Genomic DNA, 24,020 nt, shown 5'->3' with positions numbered 1-24,020 from the left:
TGATTTTGCGCTATATTCAGTATAAAATTGCAAAATAGTTGTAATTATTTTTATGATTTTGCTATTAAAAAGCAAAAAAACGTTATTTTTCAGTAAAATTTAAGCAGCGCTCTAAGTGCTGCTTAATCATTCAAAACTTAAAAGATGCTTATTGAGGTGGTTTTTCCTCTAAACGAGTTTCAAAAGCGGCTACATTTTTTGCCAAAGCACGCTGCTTTTGTTGTTGCTTAGTCACGTGTAAGGTTCCCTCAATCACCAATAAAATCACTGCCAGCCAAATCGGTACATAGGTCAACCATTCGTCTGCACCAATACGCTCACCGAGCATCATCGAGGCAAATGCCAACAGCACAGGTTCTAAGTAGCTAAGCAAACCAAAAATCACAAAAGGTAAATAACGACTCGCGAGCATATAACTCCCCAAGCCCAAGCAGCTTAAGAAACCAAGACCAATCACCGCCCAAATTAAATGTGGAAAATCCGCAATTACTGCAAAACTATTGCTATGAAAAGCCGCCAAATAAATTGCAACCGGAATCACACAGGCTAAGTCCCACCAAAAACCGCCTAAGTGGTCAGTTTTAAAGACACGGCGTAGAAAGAAATATAAAGGATAAGCCACTGCGACATAAGCGGTTTCCCATGCAATTTGTCCCATACGCCAAATTTCATGCGACACACCCATGACCGCCAACACCACCGCAGCAATTTGCCAAGCACTGAGTTTTTCTTTATACAAAACACAGCCCACTAGCACCATCACTAAAGGCAACAAGAAATAGCCCAAAGATACTTCTAAGCCCCGACCATTAATAGGTCCCCATAAAAACAACCACAATTGTGTGGTACATAAAAAAGAACTTAAGATCAGCCAAAAAATCAGCTGGGGCTGTTTGAGTAGACGTTTAAAGATCTCTGCCACGCGGTTTAGGTCGCCACTCCACCACATAAATAAGGTTAAAAATGGCAAGGTAGATAACATGCGCCATGCGAAGGTTTGTTCACTATCCAGTGGTTTTAAAAATTCAGTGTAAAAATACAAGACCCCAAAGGTAAACGATGCCAATACTGACAACATCACGCCCTTATACATCGTTTATTCTCCCCAAGACCCAAGCCATAGCGCGCTATTATAGTCAAAGCCTAGGTATAAACCGAAGTTTAAGGCCCGAAAAGTGCTTTTATTTATGTTGACTATAAATTAAGTCATCTAAGTTATAACCTAACTGCTCCGCATAATTTAAATAATGCTGGGTAATTTTAGGACTGAGCACAGGTTCACGGGCCAATAGCCATAGATACTGGCGCTTGGGTTCACCAATTAACACCGTTTGATAGTCTTCATCAATTTTGAGTACCCAATAATCACCACGCCATACAGGAATCCAACGCACTGCTTCAGGTAAATAACTGACTTTAAATTTTGAATTAAACGGTGGATTGGCAATAAATCCTTCCGCCACTTGTTGATAGTGACGTCCTTGCCGCGTAAGACAACGTTGTTCAATGGCCATCTGACCATTTTCATTTAAAGTATAAATACTACGTGCAGCCTGATCACAATGCTTTTGTGCTGCAAAGGGTTTACGTGCAATTTCATACCACACCCCCAAATAACGATCGAGCTGCAAGTCAGAAATCGCATGCAAAGGCTGTGCTTTGGCGCTGCTGACCACAAGACATAATATTAAAGCCCACATTAATTGTGCTTGTTGCATAGTTCAATATCCCTATTGCCCAATGCTTCTACCTTAAACAAAAATAACGCCACAAGACTGTGGCGTTATGTAAAGAGTTATTGCAGCATCTGCGCTTTTAAACGCAAGATTTCATCTCTTAAACGTGCGGCCTGTTCAAATTGCAATTCTTTAGAGGCTTTAAGCATGTCTTTTTCTAGTTTCGCCATATGTTTGGCCAAGACTTTTGGATTGGCCAATAGATGCTGCTCGTCGGCATTTAAGGCTTTGGCTTGTGCAGAGATATTTTCTTCAATTTGATCGTCATCTAACACTTCACCGGTATCAATTTCTTTAATCACTTGACGTTTGGCACTACGTGGTGTGATGCCATGCAATTCATTAAACTCAATTTGTTTACGGCGACGACGATCCGTTTCATCGATGGCTTTTTGCATCGAATCGGTGATACGGTCGGCATATAAAATGGCTTTGCCTTTTAAATTACGTGCAGCACGACCAATGGTTTGAATTAAGGAACGTTCCGAACGTAAAAAGCCTTCTTTATCGGCATCTAAAATGGCCACTAAGGATACCTCAGGCATGTCTAAACCTTCACGCAGTAGGTTAATCCCTACCAGAACATCATATACACCCGTACGTAGTTCGTGAATGATCTTCACTCGCTCTACAGTATCAATATCGGAGTGTAAATAAGCGACTTTTACCCCATATTCCTTTAAATAGGAGGTTAAATCTTCTGCCATACGTTTGGTTAAGGTGGTGACCAAGACACGCTCATCAGAATCTTTACGCAAATTAATTTCTGACAGCACATCATCGACTTGAGTCAGTACGGGACGAATCTCAATTTCAGGATCGACCAGTCCTGTTGGGCGCACCACCTGCTCGGCCACTTGCTCAGATTTTTCAAGCTCATATTTGGCTGGTGTGGCACTCACATAAATGGTTTGTGGGGTAATACGCTGCCACTCTTCAAACTTCATGGGTCGGTTGTCTAAAGCACTTGGCAAACGGAAACCATAATTGACTAAGTTTTCTTTACGCGAACGGTCACCTTTATACATGGCGCCAATTTGTGGCACCGTCACATGTGACTCATCAATTATCAGTAAGGCGTCATCAGGTACATAATCAAAGAGCGTAGGCGGTGCTTCACCTGCAGGACGCCCAGATAAATGCCGTGAGTAGTTTTCAATACCATTGGTATAGCCCAGTTGCTGCATCATCTCAAGATCATAACGCGTGCGCTGTTCAATCCGCTGCGCTTCTAATAATTTGTCATGGGCACGGAAGAATTCGAGTCTTTCTTTGAGTTCTTCTTTAATGGTACCGATAGCACGCTCAAGATGGTTACGTGGTGTTACATAATGACTTTTAGGGTAAATGGTGACACGCGGTACTTTTTTTACCATTTTACCCGTGAGTGGATCAAACCAACGGATCGAATCAACTTCATCATCAAACAGTTCAATACGAATGGCATGTTGATCAGATTCGGCGGGGAAAATATCAATAATTTCGCCACGAATACGATAGGTAGCACGTAAGAACTCAAGTTCATTGCGGGTATATTGCATTTCCACTAAACGACGAATAATCTCATCACGATGCACACGGTCGCCTTGCACAATATGCAACAACATACTCATATAGGCTTCAGGATCACCCAAACCATAAATGGCAGAAACGGATGCCACAATAATCGCATCACGGCGTTCTAATAAAGCCCGTGTGGCCGATAAACGCATCTGATCAATATGATCATTAATGGCCGCATCTTTTTCAATAAAGGTATCCGAAGAGGGGACGTAAGCTTCAGGCTGATAATAATCATAATAAGAGACAAAATACTCCACAGCATTATGTGGAAAAAATGCTTTAAATTCACCATACAACTGTGCGGCTAGAGTTTTGTTATGCGCCATAATAATGGTCGGACGCTGGGTTTGCGCAATGACATTGGCCATCGTGTAGGTCTTACCTGAACCCGTTACACCAAGTAGTAACTGATCATGCATGCCTTGTTGCACGCCCTGCACCAGCTTGGCAATGGCCTGTGGCTGATCCCCCGCAGGTTGATAATCGGTAACGAGTTGAAACGGCTGACGTTCATGCATAAGACAAGAAGACTATGATAAAGATAAGCGTGTATTGTATGGGACTCAACTCGAAATACTCAATGTCAACAATGTATCTAAATGACGGGAATCTCAAACGCTACAATATGATTTAAAAAAATATCAACGCCCTGCTATCACTTGAAAAGCCTGAAAAAATTGCTTGAAAAATTTACTTGCAGTTTAATTTAAGGATTATTCAGGTGTTTTCTTACTCAGCTCTTGACCCCCTCCCTATTCAAGGGCAACATAAACTCAAATATGACGCAAAAAGCAGCATTATGACTTACCAATATCACGATGAAAGCATTGTTAAAACATTACCTGAAGATACGGTATTTGTGTTTGGTAGCAACCTCGCTGGCAAACATCATGGCGGTGCCGCCGCGATTGCAGTAGAACATTTTGGTGCACTTTTGGGTGTCGGGCGAGGCTGGTCTGGGCAGAGCTTTGCCATTCCCACCATGAATGAACATTTGCAGCAAATGCCTTTATCACAAATTCAACACTATGTGGATGACTTCAAGATTTACACCAAAAATCATCCTAAACAAAAATATTTTTTAACAGCAGTGGGCTGCGGGATTGCCGGTTATACCGTAGAAGAAATTGCACCGATGTTTAAAGGCATTTCACGTAATGTGATTTTCCCTCTCTCCTTCCGCCCTTTTGTCGAAAAAGCCTTACCCAAACTGAGCCAGCAATTCTTACAAACTATTTTCCGCGATGGAATTATCTTTTCTGAAAATAGCGAGCATGTCATTGAAGTATTGGCCCTCTCTGAAAATGAAAAAAGTTTGGCGCGGATTATTTTAAACACTCAAATGTACCCAACTGACAGTAATGGACGCGATCGTGTTTTTGAAATTGCTGATATTCTGCATAATCTAAACAATAAAGTTTTTGATTTTGACCGTAAAACTGAAGCACCTATGGTATTTGGCGGTGTCATTTTGGCTTTACTCGAACTCTATGGCATCAATGAGCAAGATTTTGCGGATGTTTGGCATGGACGTCGCGAAATTGCACCACCAAAAGCAGCGCACAGAGCAAAATGTTAATCTTCAACGTTTTGCTTTGTAGCCCTAGTCTAGATATCTGTAAAATAAATTTTATATAACAACAATAGCACTGGAACTTTCATGGAACGCTTTGATTCAGTGATTTTTGCGCTTGCACCAGTCCCCATGTGGCTTGAAGATTTTAGCCCAGTACTGGCACGGCTGGATCAATTACGCGCTCAAGGGATTAACGATTTAGCGGCTTACTTGGCACAGCACCCCGATGAAGTCTTGCACTGCGCTCGTGCAGTGAAAATTCTAGACGTTAATCAAAAAACCTTAGATTTATTTGCAGCTCAAGATATTCATCAGCTGCAAAACAATTTAACTCAAATTTTTCGTGAAGATATTGTGCCTTGGCATAGCGCACAGCTGCTGGCCCTCTGGCAACGACAGCTAGAATTTATTGGCGACACGATTCACTATACCTTAGAGGGCCAACGTTTAAATTTACAAGTCCGGGGTTGCGTTTTACCCGAACATCAGCATGACTTCTCAAAAGTTTTTTTTATTACAGAAGATATTAGTGCCTATCAACAGAGTTTAAGTTTAGAAGCAAAAAATCGTGAGCTTGCCGAAACCTTATTTCAAAGCTCGCCAGCAGCCTTATTGCTATACGACCTCACTGCCATTAAACAGTGCCTAGAACAACTCGATTTACAACAGCACACCTTAGCCGAGTGTACAACTCAGATTAGTAGCTGTTTAGATCAGCTTGAATTAATCAAGGCCAATCAGGCTGCTTTAGACCTCATACAGGTGCATCATATTGAACACCTTAAACAAAATTTAAATGTGATTTTTTGGCAGGAGGCATTAAAACAGTTTTTTTGCCAGTCATTATGGGCACTTTGGCAAGGTGCCGAACAACAACAAGGAGAAAGTTATTTTATTCGATTAGATGGCAGTTCATGCCACGTTTATATGCAATTTAATATTTTCCCAAGCCACCCTAAATGGCAACTATTACAAATTGCGCTAACGGATATTAGCGCACAAAAACAGGCGGAACATATTTTGGAACACTTAAGTCAACATGATAGTTTAACAGGCGTGTATAACCGCGGTTATTATACGCAAGAAGTAGAGCGACTTGAGCGCCAACCTCCTCAAGATTTGTCTTGCATTTACTTGGATTTAAACCATTTAAAACCCATTAATGACCAATATGGTCATGCGGTAGGTGACCAATTATTACAACGTGCCGGTCAATTATTACAGCGGTTTATCGCGGGCTATCCGTACCTTGCGGCCCGTTTAGGCGGTGATGAGTTTATTGTATTAATGCCAGAAGTCAACCAAGCGCAGTTGGCTCAACACTTAGCCCAGCTCACGCAACTGTTACAACGCGACCAACAACAATATCAGCATGGTTTAAATGTCTCTTTAGGGGCTGCCACCCTCTACCCCAACGAGAGCATTCACAGCATGCTACAACGCGCTGATCAAAATATGTATTTACACAAAAAACACTACTATCAACAAAATCCGAGTTATGAAAGACGTCAAAATGGCTAAAAAAAAAGCGCTCAATCGAGCGCTTTTTTTAACGTTTGCCCATTGAACGACGTGTACCACGTGGTGGCATCCACGTACGGTCAGCATATTGTTCAGGTTTAGGGCGCACATCATTATGTGCTTTTTCTAATTTGGCTTTTTCTTCCGCAGTTTGTGTCGGAAATGGGAGATTTACCAACGGCTTTTTTACAGCAGTTTGCTTAGTCATGACAACAGCTCATATCAAATTAAGCGTTATTTTAAGGTTTTTTTACTTTTGATGCGAGTGACTTAAACTTTTTCAAAAGAAAAGCTTGATATATCGAATTAAATTTCATTTTTTCTCTTTTTTTTCAGCACAAGCAATATTTTTGGGCTAAGATAGTATGCTTTTTATTTTTTAATCCCTATAAGAAGGAATACTGCCGTGGACGTACGTCTCTCTGATCGTGTAAATAGTATCAAACCGTCCCCTACTCTTGCTGTGACCAATAAAGCAGCAGAATTAAAAGCTGCGGGTAAAAACGTGATTGGTTTGGGCGCTGGCGAACCTGATTTCGACACACCACAACACATCAAAGATGCCGCAATTGCAGCAATCAACAATGGTTTTACAAAATATACAGCTGTTGACGGTACGCCAGGTCTCAAAAAAGCAATTATTGCCAAATTAAAACGTGACAACAACTTAGAATACGCTGCAAACCAAATCTTGGTATCTTGCGGTGGTAAGCAATCTTTCTTTAACTTGGCTTTAGCTTTGTTAAACAAAGGTGACGAAGTGATTATTCCTGCACCGTACTGGGTAAGCTATCCAGATATGGTGATCATCGCTGAAGGTACACCTGTTATTGTTAAATGCGGTGAAGAACAGCGTTTTAAAATCACCCCTGCACAATTAGAAGCGGCAATCACTGACAAAACACGTTTAGTGGTACTCAACAGCCCATCTAACCCAACAGGTATGATCTACACCAAAGAAGAACTAGAAGCCTTAGCTGAGGTTCTGCGTAAATACCCAGAAGTCTTTGTTGCCTCTGATGATATGTACGAACCAATCCGTTGGGATGATGAGTTCTACAACATCGCAACCGTTGCACCTGACCTTTACGACCGCGTTATCGTGTTAAACGGTGTATCTAAAGCTTATGCAATGACTGGCTGGCGTATTGGCTATGCAGCGGGCCCTGCAAAACTTATCGGTGCGATGAAGAAAATTCAATCTCAATCAACTTCAAACCCAACTTCAATTTCGCAAGTTGCTGCTGAAGCTGCATTAAATGGCCCTCAAGACGTGCTTGAGCCAATGATTGAAGCATTCAAACGTCGTCACGACTTAGTGGTTAACGGTTTAAATGCCATCAATGGTATTTCTTGCCTACCTGCTGACGGTGCATTCTATGCATACGCAAACATCCGTCCGTTAATTCGTGCTAAAGGTTTAAAATCTTGCACAGAATTCTCTGAATGGTTATTAGAAGAAACTGGCGTTGCTGTGGTACCTGGCGATGCATTTGGTTTAGGCGGTTTCATGCGTATCTCTTATGCAACAGCTGACGAAGTATTAGTTGATGCGCTTGCACGTATCAAAAAAGCAGCTGATTCAATCGAAGGCGTAGACGCTGCGATTGCTTCAATTGCTGCTGAAAAATAATTTAAATATAAAAAACCCGCGCCAGTCGCGGGTTTTTTATATTTTGGCTAGCTTCAATTGATTTCATTTAGATTAACTGCTTATTTTTTAACTGAGTTTTTAAAAAATAAATACTTAAATTTACCAAGCCTACATATTTTGCAACGTAATTTCGCTGTTCAGCTCAGCCACATCAGCCTAAGATAGCCCCATCTTTCCCATAACGAGCCTTTTATGCGTTATCAGGTTATTGATGTTTATCACAAACATAATCTTAAACACTATATTGCCAAGTGTTTAAAACCGCATTCCCCGCAATTTATTATTGTGCAAAGTCCAAGGATCTTATGCCTCGACTTAGATATCTTAGATGTCAGTGACGATAATCAACATGCCTCGTCTGCGATGGGTGAACACATTGGCATGAAAGTATTAAGTCATTTTGATAGCTTTGACAAAACTTATATGTCACGCCATTAACACTTGACCAAAGCTGCTTATTTTCATTAAGTTAAAAGCATAATAAAAATCATGAGTATAAAAATGAATATCAAGCAAATGACAGGCCTTGAGATGCTGACCGCGATGTGTCTGGGAAAACTACCTCGTGCCAGCATCAGTCAAACCATTCCCATGCAATTGTTTGCAGTCACAGAGGGTGTGGTGCGCTTTAAGGTCAAAGCAGATGAACGGCATTTAAACCCTTTGGGCGGAGTACATGGTGGCTTTGCCGCAACTGTACTTGATTCAGCCACAGGATGCGCCATCCATACCATGTTAGATGCAGGCGTGGGTTATGGTACCATTGACCTGAATGTCAAAATGTGTCGCCCTATTCCAAAAAATACCGAACTCCTTGCCACAGGCACAGTGCTAAATATGAGCAAAAACCTAGGTATTTCGGAAGCAAAAATCGTCGACCAAGATGGTAAAATTTATGCTTATGCCACAGCAACTTGTATGCTAATTCACCCTTAAGCCAAATTGGCTAAAAAATCCTGAATGGTTTTCAGGACATAATCGGGTTGTTCTTTATGCGGCACATGATGACAACCCGCCACAATTTTAACTGTGGCTTGTTCACCCATATTGAGAGCTAAACGCTGTGGATGTGCATTTGAGCCATATTCATCATGCTCACCATGCAAAATTAAGCTCGGTGCTTGAACCTTTTGAGCGTGTTCATCTAAATGCCAATCACTAAAGCCTGCACTTAACCATGTATTGACCCATGCATCTAATACCCACTGTGCTTTATCAGCATGATATTTGGCTAAACGCGCCAATTGCTCAGGGTCTTGAAAAATCTTTGCAGCAGCTTGAATGCCTTGCTTGGTTTGATCTTCATTAAAAGCTTGGGCAGCTTCGGTGATTAAAGCCACGCATTGGCTTGGATAAGCTGCAGCACAAGCGACCACCATCCCTCCACCCACACTATGACCAAGTACCACAAACTCTTGAAGATTAAAGGCCTTTAAAACAGCACTAAAATCTTGTGTTGCTTCAGCCACCACAAAGTCTAATGCTAAGGACTTGGGATGCGCACTCGATTGACCAAACCCCAAACGATCATAAGCAATCACGCTACGCTGGGTGACTTGTGCAAGTTGGGCTGGAAAATCCCGCCAAAGTGCCACACAGCCCAGTGAATCATGCAGTAAAATAATTGGGGCTTTTAAGCTGCCTTCAACTTGCCAACATTTGCTATACAGTTGGCCATGTTGAGTTTGAATATATTGTTCATGACTGATGGGCGTCATCGTTGCTTGGCTCTTGTTATTCTTGAGCAAACACCATAATCGAGCAGTTCTCGCTTGTAAAGCGTGCAGAAACCATGCGTCACGCCGCTTGCGGTGCGCTTAAACTCTTATAGATACTGTAATACTGAACTGCACTTTCGACTTCTACTTTAACGGCTTGATTTTGGCTGACTGACCACGCCCAAGCTTCATATTTTCCGTTTAAAATATTGCCATGAATATCATATAAATATAAATCTTGCTGCTGGGACAAATGGCGTTTTAATACAGGATCGGCATCAAAAATTTGTGCAGCAGGCTGAATCACCCACTTATTACCCAACCACAACTGTAACAATTCACCTAAACACAATTCAGCACGATTAAATGGCCATAGGTCGAGACTGGCCTGTTGCACAGGAGTAGCATATTGGGCTGGAGTATTTAAAATATTGAGATATTCGGCTTGATAAAAAGCAAATTGAGAGAAAATTTCTGAAATGGTAAGCGTCTGCATGCGCTGTCTCCGATTTAGCCATTTTAGTGCTGGCAAGTTGGTTTAAATCCACACTGTTTAGGTTAAACCTAAACGCTGTTGTTATTTTTAGACTAACAAGCAGCTTCACTTTTGACAAGTAGTCATACCCAAAAAATATGATATTTTTCAATATTGTTTAAATACTATACATTCACATGATTTTTCGTAGATTTATCTTGACCACTTGAAAAATCTCTCTATAATCGCACTCAGATTCTCCAATAGCTCAGTCGGTAGAGCGACGGACTGTTAATCCGCAGGTCCCTGGTTCGAGCCCAGGTTGGAGAGCCAAATATTAAAAAGCCCAAGCATTTAAGACTTGGGCTTTTTTTATGCCTAATCTTTTAAACAATCTGCTTCATGCAAAGGCAAGGCAACTTTTTCACCCTGCTCAATTTTATAATGTTCAATAGCAATATGACGTTGCTGCTGTTGATCATATTGACACATACTGCCAATACTGCCCTCATTATAATTGCCCCAGTACATCGAACAATAATTCAATAGTAACAATACGATGATTGCCAAAGCTGTGAGGAATAATATTTTGCTCAACCAAAGCAGATATGCCAATTCCTATCTCCAAAGCATAAAAAACCTGCCACAGCAGGTTTAGATTTTACTCAGTCACATTAAATGCCAAAGTATATTTATAACGCTTAAGCTGATCACCTTTTTGAGTCAAAGCTTGTTGATAATCAATGGTGAGTAAATATTGCCCTGTCTGCTCTACATTAAAATGTAGCTCACCTTTGGCATTCGATTTGAGTGTTTTTAACACTTTTTGCTCACGGCTAAAATCTGTGGTTTGCGCCAAGATTTTCGCTTCTACATTGGCCACGCCTTTTTTATTGTCTAAGACATTAAATTGCACCGCTTGGCCAGCTTTAATCGCATTTGGATGGCTGATAAACTGCACATCAAAACCATCATGAATATGATGAATCACATGGTTGGACTTTGCTCGACGCGATACAAAAGTTTCAATGATTTCAAATGTTTGAACAGTTTTTACTTGAGTGTTTTTCTTTAAATGTTCTGCATAAAACACTTTATCATTGGCTTTAGCAGGATCAAACTTGGCAGCAATAAGTGGCTTCCATGTTTTGCCATCTAAAGCAAAACGGCTAGTCGAACCTTGCTTTTCAGCGCGAATACGGTAAGTACCATCGATTTTATTTTCAAGACTAAAACTCGTCACAGTTTGGGTTTGGCTTAAGGCGTCATCTTGTAAGTAAATCTTTTTACCTTCTGGAGTATGGTAATGAAATTTAAAGTTTTTAATCGCCACTTCTGAAGCAAATGGATTGTCATAAAAGCCTGCAAGAACTGCCGTGTGATTATTAAAAGTTTGATAGCTTAATGGGGCTACAAAAGGATAATGCGCATGGCTATAAGTAGCGGCTAGTGTCGCCATAATAGCTAAAGAACGTGTGAAAATTTTCATAAAGTTTAAACTAAAATATCATTTAAACATTATGCTACGTGGCTTGCTTTAATTTTGCAAATAATTATTATTCTCAAATCTATACATTAAAAAATCCCCCACACGGAGGGATTTTGTATTAGGCTGCTTGTACTGGCACACCACTATGGAAACGGAAGGTATCATCTGGCGTTAATATCAGATTTTTTTCCACTTCACGGATATGATCAATACGATCTTGAATGGTTTCTTGCGGATTCTTGAGCTTGTAATTTTTGGCCACATCCACCGCAAGAGTCAAATAGTCTTCATAATGACGTGATTCAGATTTAAGTAGGTAACGGTAGTAACGCCCTAACTCTTCATCGACATGCGGTGCGAGCGCATAAAAACGCTCACAAGAACGCGCTTCTACAAAAGCACCAATGACTAAAATATCAATTAAGGCTTCAGGCTCATAGGTACGTACTTCTTTACGTAAGCCACCCGCATAACGTCCTGCGCTTAAAGAAATCCATGCTTGACCGCGCTTTTTCATCAGTTCCAGAACTTGCTCATAATGCAACATTTCTTCACGTACTAGCTGCGCTAAACGTACTTGTAAGTCCGAGAAGAAGTTATAACGGAACATGAGGTTCATAGCGGTGCTCGCGGCTTTTTTCTCACAGTTGGCGTGATCTTGCATTAAAATATCAAGATTATTCACTGCTTCATCAAGCCATGCTTTTGGGGTTTCACAGCCTAAGAAGCCAATGACTGGCTTCATTAGATCATCATAATCAATGTTTGACATAACAACTCTTAACGTGCCGCTTTAATCGCAGCTTTCATTTGCTGTACAGCTTGTGGTAGACCAATAAACACGGCATCCGCAATAATAGAATGACCAATATTTAATTCGTGGATTTGTGGAATAGCTGCAATTGGCGTCACATTGTCTAGGTTTAAACCATGACCAGCATTGACCACTAAACCTTTGGCTGCTGCGTATTCTGCGCCTTTAATAATGCGCTCAAGCTCAGCTTGTTGTGCCTCACCAGTTTCTGCATCAGCATAGGCACCTGTATGGATTTCAATGGTTTGTGCACCACAAGCCACTGCTGCATCAATTTGCGCGAAATCTGCATCAATAAATAACGACACATCACAGCCCAAAGCCACCAATTCTTGCGTGGCTTTTTTCACATCTTCAAAATGACCAACAACATCTAAACCACCTTCAGTGGTGACTTCTTGACGTTTTTCTGGCACAAAACACACATGCTGCGGTAAGATTTCTTTGGCAAAGGCAACCATTTCATCAGTCACTGCCATTTCAAGGTTCATATGCGTTTTGAGCAATGGACGCATACGACGTACATCATCATCTTGAATATGACGACGATCTTCACGTAAATGTAAGGTAATCCCTTCTGCGCCTGCTTGTTCACACATCAATGCAGCATTGACTGGATCTGGATAAGTCGTGCCACGCGCTTGGCGTAATGTTGCGACATGGTCAATGTTAACACCCAATAATGCAGCCATAATCTGTTCCTATTTATCCTGCGTTTGCGTATTTTGAATCCATAATTGACGACTCTTTAATGGACGGTCGCCAAGTAAGGCACTCAAGATTTGCCGATATAATTTCGACACCAATTGTAACTGCTGTGGACTAAAATCCCTACCTTTTTCATAAACACACAGGCTGAGTAAGTCCCGCCCTAAAAAACTATTTTGTGCTGAATGCGTCACCAAAAAACCATCACCCAGCTGAAAAATATAATAGTGTTCTGGCATAAGCGCCTGACCGTTGCTATCGACATTAAAATCGATGGCATAGCCGAGTTCTTCTAATAAAATATGCTCAAATTGGCGTAAGATTTGTTTTAAATAGTGCTTGGCATCGCTTTGACTAGCCAAATTTTGCAAGGCATTTAAGGTGATCCCATACTGAATAAACGTATTGGGCATTGGCTCTTCGAGTGGACAAAGTCTTAAAATCAGTTCGTTTAAATAAAAGCCAGCAAAGAAAGCATCACCAAAGAAAAAAATTGGCTGATGAATAATTTCGAGTTTAGAAAAATTTTTAAGTTCGGATTTTCCTGAGGCTTGTAAGCTAATAGGCTGATATTGTGGTGGTGGAGTTTGTCTAAGTAGCCCATCGACACGGCCGTATTCTTGGGTAAATAAATGCACAATATGACTGCGTTCACGGTATTTACGGTGATGAATTAAATAACCATGCAATACTTGATTGCGCATGACCGTTTAGTCTCGCTGCTTATTTTTTTTATCGTCTTCGTCGTCATCCCCATCTGGGATAACAGCACCCACCACGGCCGCTGTGCCTTTGACAACGCCCTTGGTGGTTTTGTAGGCCACTTTCACGGGCACAGTGACCACTTTATGAATACAGCCTTGTAATAATCCCACAGACAATACAATTGCAATTATTCTTAACATCACTCTGCCTCGTTTAAGGTTTAGATATCGCTATAGCCCAAGCTCTTTAAAGCACGTTCGTCATCTGACCAACCGCCTTTGACTTTCACCCAAAGCGTTAGCATGATTTTTTGTTCGAACATTTTTTCCATGTCGACACGTGCATCCATACCAATCTTTTTCAGCTTCGAACCTTTTTCACCAATCACGATGGCTTTTTGCCCCGGACGGTCAACAAAGATGGTGGCATCAATATAGGTACACGGTGCTTTCATACGACCCGTTTTTTCATTTAAAGCTGCTTCTTCAGTTTTAAATGATTCGATCTGTACGGTTAAATCGTATGGCAGTTCTTCACCCAATTGACGCATGATCTTTTCACGAATAATTTCAGAGGCTAAGAAACGTTCTGAACGATCGGTTAATTGATCTAATGAGTAAAGGGGTGGCTGGAACGGTAAGTATTTGGCGATCGTGTCACGTAAGTGATCAAGATTAGCACCACGTAATGCCGATACCGGTACGATTTCTGCAAAATTCATGAGTTTTGCGCGTTCTTGGATCAGCGGTAAAGCATGGTTTTTGTTTTCTAGTGTATCAATTTTATTGATCACTAAAATCACAGGCATATCTGCATTTTTAAGTTTTTCCAAAACGAGCTCGTCATTTTGTGTCCACTTATCTGCATCTAAAACAAACAACACCACATTGACGTCACGCAGCGCAGAATGTGCGGCACGGTTCATCATTTTATTGATGGCACGGACTTCTTTTTTGTGCATACCTGGGGTATCCACAAACACCGCTTGCGATTTTTCGCGTGAATCAATCCCCACAATTTTATGACGTGTGGTTTGCGGTTTACGTGAAGTAATAGAGAGCTTTTGACCCAAAATATGGTTCATCAGCGTCGATTTACCTACGTTTGGACGACCCACAATGGCAACAAAGCCACTGCGGTAGTCTGACGGAATATCGGTACCTTGCTCGCTAAAAAATTGACTAATTAAGTCGTTCGAGCTGTCTTGCGACTCGTGATCAGCATCAATGTGATCGGAAGAATGTGTCATGGCAGATTACTGCTCCAATAATTTTAAAATATCCGCCGCTACTGCTTGCTCAGCAAAGCGACGACTTGCGCCCTCACCCATCATGAGGCCAAGACCCTGAACCTGACATTGCACTTTAAAATGCTGGTTTGGGGCATCGCCTTGAATATCCACCACTTCGTATACAGGGAGAGGTTTTTTACGGGCTTGTAGATATTCTTGTAAACGTGATTTTGGATCTTTGAGTTGATCAGTTGGCTCAATGTGATCTAAATACGGTTCATACCATTTTAGCACAATTGGACGTAGTACATTCAGGTCGTTACAATCAATGTAAATTGCGCCAATAATTGCTTCAACAGTATCGGCTAAAATGGATTCACGGTGATGACCACCCGATTTTAACTCACCCGTGCTTAAAATTAACTGTTGGCTTAGCTTTAAATCGTTAGCGATTTTACCCAAAGCTTCTTGGCGTACCAAGGTCGCACGCATACGGGTTAAACGACCTTCATTTTCAGTCGGATAAGCATGATACAAATAATTGGCAATGATCATGCCTAACAACGCATCACCTAAAAACTCTAGGCGTTCATAGTTGTATTTATGACTAACCGATCGGTGCGTCAGCGCCAGTTGCAGCAATTCAGGCTGTTTAAACTGATAACCGATACGACTTGCGAAGCGCATATCACTAATTTTTGACTGAGCTTTGATCAAAACTTTTCTCGAACTTTAATACCAAATCAACATTCAGTAAGAATGGTTTTCTTACTTCATAATTGGTTTTTACTTTTAAACCATCAGCATTCATTACACGAAGAATGTCGTCTGTTTGCACATCACGAACATTGTTCATGTCTAAACGTTGTTCCAACTGCGATTTAAATTGAGCAGGACTGGTGCGTGGATTAGACGTAGCTAAGACTTGCTCAATTTGTGAGTTAATTACGTGGTTGTCCCAATATGGACTCCACACCGCCACCAACACTTTTACAATAAACGCAAAAGCAATAATGACCAATAAAACTGCAATATAAGAGGTGCCCTGTTGTGCGCGACGCATGTTTTTATCCTAAAGTATTAATCAATACTCCCGTTACGACTAAATGACGGCAGCTTGAAACCTGGTTCTTTATGCATCCAAATATAAAATGCGCGACCAGTTAAATTTTCTTCTGGTACAAAGCCCCAAAAACGACTGTCAGCACTTTGATCGCGGTTGTCCCCCATCGCGAAGTAATGACCTTCGGGTACTTTGACTTCCCAATATAAACCTTGCATGTCCACATACTTACCATTTTCAACATAGTTGATAAAGGGTGCTTGACGTGCCACGTTTACGCCTTCAAGTTCACGCATAGTAAAGGTATGCGTGCCTAAAGTTTCTTGATGATAAATCGAATTTGGTGTGTCTTGAATATCTTTTTCACGGCTAAACTCAAATGGCACTTTTGCCACTTTTTCACCGTTAATGCTTAGTTGCCCATGATCATAAACAATATGATCACCTGGTAAACCCACAATACGTTTGATATAGCTAATACTTGGTTGGGGTGGATAACGGAACACCGCAACATCGCCACGCTCAGGTTCGCCCGTATCAATAATTTTTTGATTGATAATCGGCAAACGTACGCCATATTCAAATTTATTGACCAAAATAAAATCACCTGTTTCTAAGGTAGGTACCATAGAATCGGATGGAATATTAAACGGCTCGTATAAAAATGAGCGCAGTACCAGCACTACCGCCAGTACTGGCCAAAAGTCATATGCCCAGGTAATGATAAAATTTTCATTGCCTCGACCTTTAAGCTCGCGCTGTTTAAAGACAAACTTGTCGAGCAACCACACCACAATAAACAGTAATGTGACTGGAACGAGGATTAAATTAAAATCAAAATCCATGGGCAATACGACTCCTTTATGTTTTAGCGTTCTACTTTAAGCACAGCAAGGAACGCTTCTTGTGGGATTTCAACGCTACCCACTTGTTTCATACGTTTCTTACCTTCTTTTTGTTTGGCAAGAAGTTTCTTCTTACGCGACACGTCGCCGCCATAACATTTTGCCAATACGTTTTTACGCATTGCTTTTACAGTAGAACGGGCAATAATTTGCGCACCAATGGCCGCTTGAATCGCGACATCAAACATTTGACGTGGAATCAAATCTTTCATTTTTTCAACTAAAGCAATACCACGGTGACGTGCATCTTGACGGTGGCAAATCATCGCTAAAGCATCGACTTTATCACCATTGATCAGTACATCGACTTTCACCAATGATGATGATTCAAAACGCACAAAGTTATAATCGAGTGAGGCAAAACCGCGTGAACATGACTTTAACTTGTCAAAGAAGTCCATGACCACTTCTGCCATTGGAATTTCAAAGGTAATCGCTACTTGGTTACTCACAAACTTCATGTCTTTTTGCACACCACGGCGCTCAACACATAAAGTCATCACGTTACCCAAGTACTCTTGCGGCACCAAGATATTACATTCAGCAATCGGTTCACGTAGATCTTCAACAGTTGAACCATCTGGCATTTTTGATGGGCTATCGATGTAAATGGTGTCACCATTTTTCATCACTGCTTCATAAATTACCGTTGGTGCAGATGAAATTAAGTCTAAGTCGTACTCACGCTCTAAACGTTCTTGTACGATTTCCATGTGTAGCATGCCTAAGAAGCCACAGCGGAAACCAAAACCTAAGGCATCTGAACTTTCAGGTTCAAAGAACAATGCAGAATCGTTAATTTGAAGTTTTTGTAGTGCTTCACGGAACGGTTCGAAGTCGCTGGCATCAATTGGGAATAAACCAGCATAAACCTGTGGTTTCACTTTCTTAAAGCCGGGTAAAGTCGCCACATCTGGCGTACTGGCTAAGGTAATGGTATCACCCACTGGCGCACCAAAAATGTCTTTAATGCCGGCAATTACAAAGCCCACTTCACCTGCTTCTAAGATATCGGTTTCGGTGTGTTTTGGATTAAAGATACCTACAGAGGTAATAATGTGCGTTTGACCGGTTGATTTCATCAACATCTTGTCGCCTTTACGCACACGACCTTGTTTAATACGCACTAAAGACACCACGCCTAAGTAGTTATCAAACCATGAGTCAATGATCAAGGCTTGTAATGGCGCATCACGATCACCTGTAGGCGCAGGAATGGTATCCACCAGTGTCTCTAATACACCTTCAATACCTAAACCAGTTTTTGCCGAGCAAGTTGGCGCATGGGTGGCTTCTACCCCAATAATGTCTTCAATTTCTTGAATGACACGCTCAGGTTCAGCTTGTGGTAAATCAATTTTATTTAAAACCGGTAAAACTTCTAAACCTTGCTCAATCGCGGTATAGCAGTTAGCAACTGATTGGGCTTCTACACCCTGTGCCGCATCTACGACAAGGAGTGCACCTTCACAAGCTGCCAATGAACGTGATACCTCGTACGAGAAATCCACGTGTCCCGGCGTATCAATGAAGTTCAGCTGATATTCTTCACCATTTGGGTGAGTGTAATATAAGGTTACAGATGCCGCTTTAATGGTAATGCCACGCTCACGTTCTAGCTCCATAGAGTCTAAAACTTGAGCTTGCATTTCGCGATCTTGCAAACCACCACAGGTTTGAATAAAACGATCCGCTAGGGTCGACTTACCATGATCGATATGCGCGATGATGGAGAAGTTACGTATGTTTTTGATATTTACAGACTTTTTAGCAACTGCCATAAACTACTCTAAAAATGTGTACACATTCAGATCACAAGACTACATCAGCAATCGTAAGGTGCAAAAAGGATATTCCGAAGATGCTGCACAGTATAAGCAGGCGCGCGTTAAAAATACATAGAGCTAAACAAATATCGCTCGAAATCGTTCAGAAAATTGGCAGTCACGCATTTATACAGCAGTAACAAAGTGCATTAAAAACATACAATCATAGACAGGTGAAAATAAGACAGCGCTTATTTTTAAGTCTATGCCAAGCGAGAAGAGGGATGCTTGGCATAGACTTAAGGCTATTATAGATGATTAATTTTACTAACATCTATATTTAATCTAGCTAAATCATGCTCATTTGTTAATAAATGGGTAGTTTTTAAGCAGAATGTTGTTTTATGCCAAAGTCGTATGGATTTTCATCACCACTCAGCGGTTGGTAGGCTTGTAAAAACGTCGGTGACATCCGTTTTGGTCGACCTGTGGCCAGCTCAATACATGCCCATTTGGTTGATCCAGTAAAAAGAAGACTTTGATCTTTTTGACGATAAAATGCATATTGGCGAAATGAATATAAGCTGTTTAGATCGTTGAGCCATGTTCTTAAAATAATTTCATCGGCTAAAAATGCTGCCTTGCGATATTGCACATGATGCTCAACCGCAACCATGGCATGCTTAAGCTGTTGGTATTCTGTTAAGCCTAAACCTAAAGCTTCGATATGTGCTGTTGCCACATCTTGCATCCAATGCATATACACCACGTTGTTGACGTGACCTAAACTATCAATATGTTCAGGTTGCACCTGAATGGTTAAATCAAAAATATCACTCATTTGTGCCACTTCCTTTTTTTTGCTGCAGTGTAACGCGGTTGATAAAAAAAGCCATGTTTAACATGGCTTTTGATTTTAGCGAATCCGCATGCCTAAAATCATGGCTTGACCTTTACGTAATAAAGACACACGTACCACTTGTCCTGATTTTAATTGAGCAACTCTTTCAATAAAGGCTTGGCTATTTTGAATCGGCTGATTATTGAAAGCGGTAATAATATCACCCGCTTGAATTCTCGCCTCAGCTGCTATCCCACTGCGACTCACCTCTTGAACAAAAACACCGCCTTTTACGCCACTGCGACCTAACTCATCCACAGTTAAATTACGAATCGCAATGCCTAATACTGGACCTTTATGGCTGGTTTGACTGCTGCTTTGTTGCTTAGCAGGCGTATTATCAGGGGCTGTGCTTAATGTAGCCGATAAAGTTTGGCGCTTATCATTACGTAAGACTTGTAGTTGAATCACTTGCTGCGGTGCAGTGCGATTGAGCAGATTTAATAATTGTGAGGTTTCACGAATAGGATTGCCATTCAGCTGTAAAATCACATCACCCGCTTTAAGACCTGCCCGTGCAGCTGGTGAGTTGGGCGCAACTTGGGTAATTAAAGCCCCTTCAGGTTTATCTAGTTGGTAAGATTCAGCCAAAGTACGGTCTATATCTTGCAGTTGCACGCCTAAATAAGAACGAATCACGCGGCCATTTTTCTTAAGCTGTTCTGCCACATCCATGGCTACATCGATGGGAATCGAAAAAGATAGGCCCATATAACCACCAGTACCACTAAAGATCCGAGAGTTGACCCCAACTACTTCACCGCGTTGGTTAAACAGTGGCCCACCTGAGTTACCCGGGTTCATCGCCACATCAGTTTGAATAAACGGTACTGCATTTTCACCCGTCACATTGCGCATTTTGGCACTGACAATTCCAGCCGAGGCGGAGTAGTCAAAACCAAAAGGTGAACCAATGGCCAATACCGCCTCACCGACTCTGAGTTGATCAACATTGCCCATTTTAAGTTGTGGATAATGGCTGCCGGTCACCTTCAGCAAAGCAACATCGGTACGTTCATCACTCCCGACCACAGTGGCATCAATTTCACGCCGATCATTTAAGGTAATAGTGACTTTAGATGCATCTTCAATGACATGATGATTGGTTAATAAATAACCATCTTTGTCGATAAAAAATGCGGTGCCATAACTATTTTTTTCCTGTGGTATCGCCTGTTGCGGCACTACAATATTGGGACCAAAGAAACGACGCAGTAATTCAGGTACTTGCTGCTGCAACACTTCTTGCTCAGTCATTTTTTTAGTGACGCTTACACTGACCACAGCTGGGCTCACCTGAGCCACCAAGTCAGAAAAATCCACTGTTGCTGCTGAGGTTGTCATTGCTGCTGAGGTGACCAGCACGCCATAGAAACTTTGTTTTAACACGCGATTATTCATAGCAAGATCACAAATGTTTTTATCAGTTTGGGAGGAATAATTAAGGTTTTAACATAAACCAAGTCTTTATTTAGTAACAATATGTTGAATTAGTTATGAAGAAACAAGTAGTTATTTTTTATGTGACTACAGTCACATTTTCATGATTTTTCTTTTCGCCGCTGTATTTTTGTACTTGCCTTTTGTTTAAAAAAGCGCTGAGATGATCGGACTTTTTTTAAATTAGCGGATGGACATGTCTAATTTACCTACAACCCATCATTTTGATGTCATTATTGTCGGTAGCGGCGGTGCCGGTTTAAGTCTGGCCTTATCACTCCCCAACAGCATGCAAATTGCAGTTTTAGCCAAATCAGATTTGACTGATGCGAGTACCTTTTATGCCCAAGGTGGTGTCGCTGCCGTGCTTGATCAAACCGACTCGATTGAACAACACATTAATGACACCATGATTGCTGGTTCACAACTGTGTGAGCAAAATGCAGTGCGCCAAACCGTTGAAGGGGGCAAACCATCTGTTGATTTCTTATTAGATCAAGGTGTTCAATTTACTTTAGATGAACAGCAGCAATTACATTTAACTCGTGAAGGGGGGCACTCACAGCGCCGTATTATCCATGCAGCGGATGCAACAGGACGTGCTATTTCCACCACCTTGGTTGAACGCGCGCGCGAACAAGCCAATATTCACATTTTTGAAAATTTTATTGCCATTGATTTAATTACCACACAAAAACTTGGGCAAGCAGGTGAAAACCGTGCCTTAGGATTATATGCACTCGATGACAAAACCGAACAAGTACATAGCTTTTTAGCACCCTTTACTGCCCTTGCCTGTGGTGGTGCGATGAAGGCTTATTTATATACCTCCAATCCTGATATTGCCACAGGCGACGGCATCGCTATGGCGTATCGCGCGGGTTGCCGCGTGGCCAATATGGAATTTAATCAATTCCATCCGACTTGTCTTTACCATCCCCAAGCGCGTTCGTTTTTAATTACTGAAGCCATGCGTGGTGAAGGGGCTTATTTACGTTTACCTGATGGTGAGCGTTTTATGTTACGTTTTGATGAACGTGCCGAATTAGCTCCACGTGATATTGTAGCACGCACCATTGACCATGAAATCAAACGCTTAGGGATTCGTCATGTGTGGTTAGACATTACCCATAAACCTGCTGAATTTATCATTGAGCATTTCCCAACGCTATATGCACGTTTAATGGAACTGGGCATTGATATCACCAAGGAGATGATTCCTGTGGTGCCTGCGGCGCACTATACCTGTGGGGGTGTGGTCGTGGATGAGCATAGCCAAACTGATCTTGCAGGCTTGTATGCCATTGGGGAAACCTCTTATACAGGCTTACATGGTGCCAACCGTATGGCAAGTAACTCGTTATTAGAGTGTTTTGTCTATGGCATGGCGGCAGCACAACATATTCAAGCGAAATTTACCAGACCTGTTACTCTGCCCCAAGTACCAGCTTGGGATGACTCTCAAGTCATTGACCCAGATGAAGATGTGGTGATTTTACAAAACTGGGATGAATTACGGCAGACCATGTGGAACTATGTGGGCATTGTACGCTCCACTAAGCGCTTGCAACGTGCCCTACATCGTATCGAAATGCTCAAAAAAGAAATTGCAGAGTATTATCAAGATTATCAAGTCAGTAAGAATCTGATTGAACTACGTAATTTGGTGTTGGTATCAGAAATGATTGTACGTTGTGCTTTGGCGCGTAAAGAATCGCGCGGCCTACATTACACGCTTGATTATCCAGACCTTGCGCCTGAATTGCGTAAAACCGTACTCAATCCACCTGATTTTCAGGTCGATCAGCCTTTGGTGAATGTTGAACTGACGGCTTAAAGCCCACCAAAACGGATGCGCAAAGCATCCGTTTTTTTATTCATCTGGATAATAAACCGCTTGTGCAATCTCAAAGGTGCGTACATGCAGTGGGATCAGCTGAGCGAGTTGCTGATAGCCCCCTGCTAAGACAAACATCATTGGAATTTGACTGTTTTTCGCTAGACCAAAGACCAACTGTTCACGTTGTTCAATCAGATCGCGGCTAAACCACGTTGAGCCATGCGGATCATCCTGATGACAGTCCATACCTGCTTGATAAATGATTAAATCTGCACCCCATGCTTTGGCGGCTGCAAAACCTTCATGAATTGCCTGTTGATATTCAGTAAAGCTCCCTTGAGTTTGGTGAATATGCCGTGTCTCAGCACGCGTATAACTCCCACAGCCAAAGGCCTGACCATAGATGCTAAAGTTATATAAATTGGGCATTTTGAGCACAAATTCGGCAGTACCATTGCCACCATGTTGATCACAATCTAAGACAAAAATACGTTTATCTGGAAATTGCTGCGCAACCAAGGCAAGACCATTGAAAGTACAATAAGCACAGCCAAAATCAGGACTAGCATGGTGAAAACCTTGTGCAATATTGGCTGCCAAGCCATGTTTAAAGGCCAATTCAGCTGCTTTGAGTTGACCGGCATTTACTGCAAGCACTGCGTCTTTTAGCTGTGCATTCCAAGGTTTAAAGCCTTGAATAGTGGCTAATTTGCGTGGCTCTCCGGTTAAAAACGCCTCGACATAGCTTGCTTCATGCAATTGTTTAAGCATTGCAACATCTAGTTCTTCAGGCTCATAAAAGCGCACATAGTCATATTGGCTTAATGCCTCAGCCACTAAAGCCAATTTTTCCATACTATTGCTTGGAGTATGAGCAAAATACTGCGCTGAATAACACACATGAAGCACGGCGAT

26 protein-coding genes and 1 tRNA gene are annotated in these 24,020 nt (G+C 41.6%); 7 read left to right on the top strand and 20 right to left on the bottom strand.

Translation table 11 applies throughout. The annotated features are described in order from the left end of the window. Positions 1–148: 148 nt before the first annotated feature. From rarD to uvrB, 3 genes are all read right to left on the bottom strand, one after another. On the bottom strand, positions 149–1,093 hold the full coding sequence (gene rarD, locus AC5YCI_RS06140; protein WP_496128576.1) for an EamA family transporter RarD: 945 nt from the start codon (positions 1,091–1,093) through the stop codon (positions 149–151). Between the two features lie 88 nt (positions 1,094–1,181). After that, positions 1,182–1,718: a lipocalin family protein gene (locus AC5YCI_RS06135; protein ID WP_496128577.1), complete on the bottom strand. Its 537-nt coding sequence runs from the start codon at positions 1,716–1,718 to the stop codon at positions 1,182–1,184. Positions 1,719–1,795: 77 nt separating this feature from the next. Next, positions 1,796–3,817, bottom strand: a complete 2,022-nt coding sequence (gene uvrB, locus AC5YCI_RS06130; RefSeq protein WP_496128578.1) for an excinuclease ABC subunit UvrB — start codon at positions 3,815–3,817, stop codon at positions 1,796–1,798. Positions 3,818–4,098: 281 nt separating this feature from the next. Between uvrB and AC5YCI_RS06125 the strand changes: the two genes are divergently transcribed. After that, entirely contained in the window at positions 4,099–4,878 is a 780-nt protein-coding gene (locus tag AC5YCI_RS06125; RefSeq protein ID WP_496128775.1) for an A1S_2505 family phage non-structural protein, read from the top strand. Positions 4,879–4,959: 81 nt separating this feature from the next. Continuing rightward, entirely contained in the window at positions 4,960–6,396 is a 1,437-nt protein-coding gene (locus AC5YCI_RS06120; protein WP_496128579.1) for a sensor domain-containing diguanylate cyclase, read from the top strand. Positions 6,397–6,424: 28 nt separating this feature from the next. Here the strand turns inward: AC5YCI_RS06120 and AC5YCI_RS06115 are convergent, their stop codons facing one another. Next, entirely contained in the window at positions 6,425–6,604 is a 180-nt protein-coding gene (locus tag AC5YCI_RS06115) for a hypothetical protein (RefSeq protein ID WP_496128580.1), read from the bottom strand. 198 nt (positions 6,605–6,802) lie between these two features. Between AC5YCI_RS06115 and AC5YCI_RS06110 the strand changes: the two genes are divergently transcribed. The 3 genes from AC5YCI_RS06110 to AC5YCI_RS06100 all read left to right on the top strand — a co-directional run bounded on the left by AC5YCI_RS06110 (position 6,803) and on the right by AC5YCI_RS06100 (position 8,986). Further along, positions 6,803–8,029: a pyridoxal phosphate-dependent aminotransferase gene (locus AC5YCI_RS06110; protein WP_496128581.1), complete on the top strand. Its 1,227-nt coding sequence runs from the start codon at positions 6,803–6,805 to the stop codon at positions 8,027–8,029. A 213-nt stretch (positions 8,030–8,242) separates the two neighbouring features. Continuing rightward, positions 8,243–8,488, top strand: a complete 246-nt coding sequence (locus AC5YCI_RS06105; RefSeq protein ID WP_496128582.1) for a hypothetical protein — start codon at positions 8,243–8,245, stop codon at positions 8,486–8,488. 63 nt (positions 8,489–8,551) lie between these two features. Further along, a complete protein-coding gene (locus AC5YCI_RS06100) occupies positions 8,552–8,986 on the top strand; it encodes a PaaI family thioesterase (protein ID WP_496128583.1) in 435 nt (144 codons plus the stop codon). Here the strand turns inward: AC5YCI_RS06100 and AC5YCI_RS06095 are convergent. Both AC5YCI_RS06095 and AC5YCI_RS06090 read right to left on the bottom strand, forming a co-directional pair. Then, a complete protein-coding gene (locus tag AC5YCI_RS06095; RefSeq protein ID WP_496128584.1) occupies positions 8,983–9,768 on the bottom strand; it encodes an alpha/beta fold hydrolase in 786 nt (261 codons plus the stop codon). The two genes, AC5YCI_RS06100 and AC5YCI_RS06095, sit on opposite strands and share 4 nt — an antisense overlap. A 79-nt stretch (positions 9,769–9,847) precedes the next feature. Then, positions 9,848–10,264, bottom strand: a complete 417-nt coding sequence (locus AC5YCI_RS06090) for a hypothetical protein (RefSeq protein WP_496128585.1) — start codon at positions 10,262–10,264, stop codon at positions 9,848–9,850. Between the two features lie 236 nt (positions 10,265–10,500). On the opposite strand from AC5YCI_RS06090, the gene AC5YCI_RS06085 reads away from it, so the two are divergent. Beyond that, positions 10,501–10,576: transfer RNA gene (locus AC5YCI_RS06085), tRNA-Asn, on the top strand. 45 nt (positions 10,577–10,621) lie between these two features. Here AC5YCI_RS06085 and AC5YCI_RS06080 read toward each other — a convergent pair. From AC5YCI_RS06080 to AC5YCI_RS06020, 13 genes are all read right to left on the bottom strand, one after another. Continuing rightward, on the bottom strand, positions 10,622–10,774 hold the full coding sequence (locus tag AC5YCI_RS06080) for a hypothetical protein (protein WP_496175289.1): 153 nt from the start codon (positions 10,772–10,774) through the stop codon (positions 10,622–10,624). Positions 10,775–10,904: 130 nt separating this feature from the next. Beyond that, positions 10,905–11,732, bottom strand: coding sequence for a DUF4198 domain-containing protein (locus AC5YCI_RS06075; protein WP_496128587.1), 828 nt, complete (start codon positions 11,730–11,732; stop codon positions 10,905–10,907). A gap of 118 nt (positions 11,733–11,850) precedes the next feature. Beyond that, on the bottom strand, positions 11,851–12,504 hold the full coding sequence (locus AC5YCI_RS06070; RefSeq protein WP_496128588.1) for a MiaE family protein: 654 nt from the start codon (positions 12,502–12,504) through the stop codon (positions 11,851–11,853). 8 nt (positions 12,505–12,512) lie between these two features. Further along, positions 12,513–13,238, bottom strand: coding sequence for a pyridoxine 5'-phosphate synthase (gene pdxJ / locus AC5YCI_RS06065; RefSeq protein ID WP_496128589.1), 726 nt, complete (start codon positions 13,236–13,238; stop codon positions 12,513–12,515). 9 nt (positions 13,239–13,247) lie between these two features. Beyond that, positions 13,248–13,958, bottom strand: a complete 711-nt coding sequence (recO, locus tag AC5YCI_RS06060) for a DNA repair protein RecO (protein ID WP_496175288.1) — start codon at positions 13,956–13,958, stop codon at positions 13,248–13,250. A 6-nt stretch (positions 13,959–13,964) separates the two neighbouring features. Next, positions 13,965–14,159 carry an NF038104 family lipoprotein gene (locus AC5YCI_RS06055; RefSeq protein WP_496128591.1) on the bottom strand — a complete coding sequence of 65 codons (195 nt, stop codon included), beginning with the start codon at positions 14,157–14,159 and terminating at the stop codon, positions 13,965–13,967. 20 nt (positions 14,160–14,179) lie between these two features. Further along, positions 14,180–15,208, bottom strand: a complete 1,029-nt coding sequence (gene era, locus AC5YCI_RS06050; RefSeq protein WP_496128592.1) for a GTPase Era — start codon at positions 15,206–15,208, stop codon at positions 14,180–14,182. A gap of 6 nt (positions 15,209–15,214) precedes the next feature. Next, positions 15,215–15,907 (bottom strand): ribonuclease III, encoded by a 693-nt coding sequence (gene rnc / locus AC5YCI_RS06045; RefSeq protein ID WP_496128593.1) that lies wholly within the window; start codon positions 15,905–15,907, stop codon positions 15,215–15,217. After that, a complete protein-coding gene (locus AC5YCI_RS06040) occupies positions 15,882–16,253 on the bottom strand; it encodes a DUF4845 domain-containing protein (RefSeq protein WP_496128594.1) in 372 nt (123 codons plus the stop codon). Before AC5YCI_RS06040 ends, rnc begins: the two co-directional genes overlap by 26 nt. Positions 16,254–16,270: 17 nt before the next feature. Next, a complete protein-coding gene (gene lepB, locus AC5YCI_RS06035) occupies positions 16,271–17,098 on the bottom strand; it encodes a signal peptidase I (protein WP_496128595.1) in 828 nt (275 codons plus the stop codon). Between the two features lie 23 nt (positions 17,099–17,121). Further along, the gene (lepA, locus tag AC5YCI_RS06030) at positions 17,122–18,939 is read right to left on the bottom strand and encodes a translation elongation factor 4 (protein ID WP_496128596.1); all 1,818 of its coding nucleotides are present in this window, start codon (positions 18,937–18,939) and stop codon (positions 17,122–17,124) included. 370 nt (positions 18,940–19,309) lie between these two features. Further along, positions 19,310–19,765: an acyl-CoA thioesterase gene (locus AC5YCI_RS06025; protein ID WP_496128597.1), complete on the bottom strand. Its 456-nt coding sequence runs from the start codon at positions 19,763–19,765 to the stop codon at positions 19,310–19,312. Positions 19,766–19,840: 75 nt separating this feature from the next. Beyond that, on the bottom strand, positions 19,841–21,226 hold the full coding sequence (locus AC5YCI_RS06020; protein ID WP_496128598.1) for a Do family serine endopeptidase: 1,386 nt from the start codon (positions 21,224–21,226) through the stop codon (positions 19,841–19,843). A gap of 229 nt (positions 21,227–21,455) precedes the next feature. Between AC5YCI_RS06020 and nadB the strand changes: the two genes are divergently transcribed. Continuing rightward, a complete protein-coding gene (nadB, locus tag AC5YCI_RS06015) occupies positions 21,456–23,102 on the top strand; it encodes an L-aspartate oxidase (RefSeq protein ID WP_496128599.1) in 1,647 nt (548 codons plus the stop codon). A 36-nt stretch (positions 23,103–23,138) separates the two neighbouring features. Here nadB and AC5YCI_RS06010 read toward each other — a convergent pair whose 3' ends face one another. Continuing rightward, the gene (locus tag AC5YCI_RS06010; RefSeq protein ID WP_496128600.1) at positions 23,139–24,014 is read right to left on the bottom strand and encodes an arginase family protein; all 876 of its coding nucleotides are present in this window, start codon (positions 24,012–24,014) and stop codon (positions 23,139–23,141) included. Positions 24,015–24,020 lie beyond the last annotated feature (6 nt).

This window comes from Acinetobacter sp. CY17 (assembly GCF_059515825.1).
Note: the sequence above shows the minus strand (reverse complement) of the source record. Positions and strands in the feature narration are given on the sequence as shown.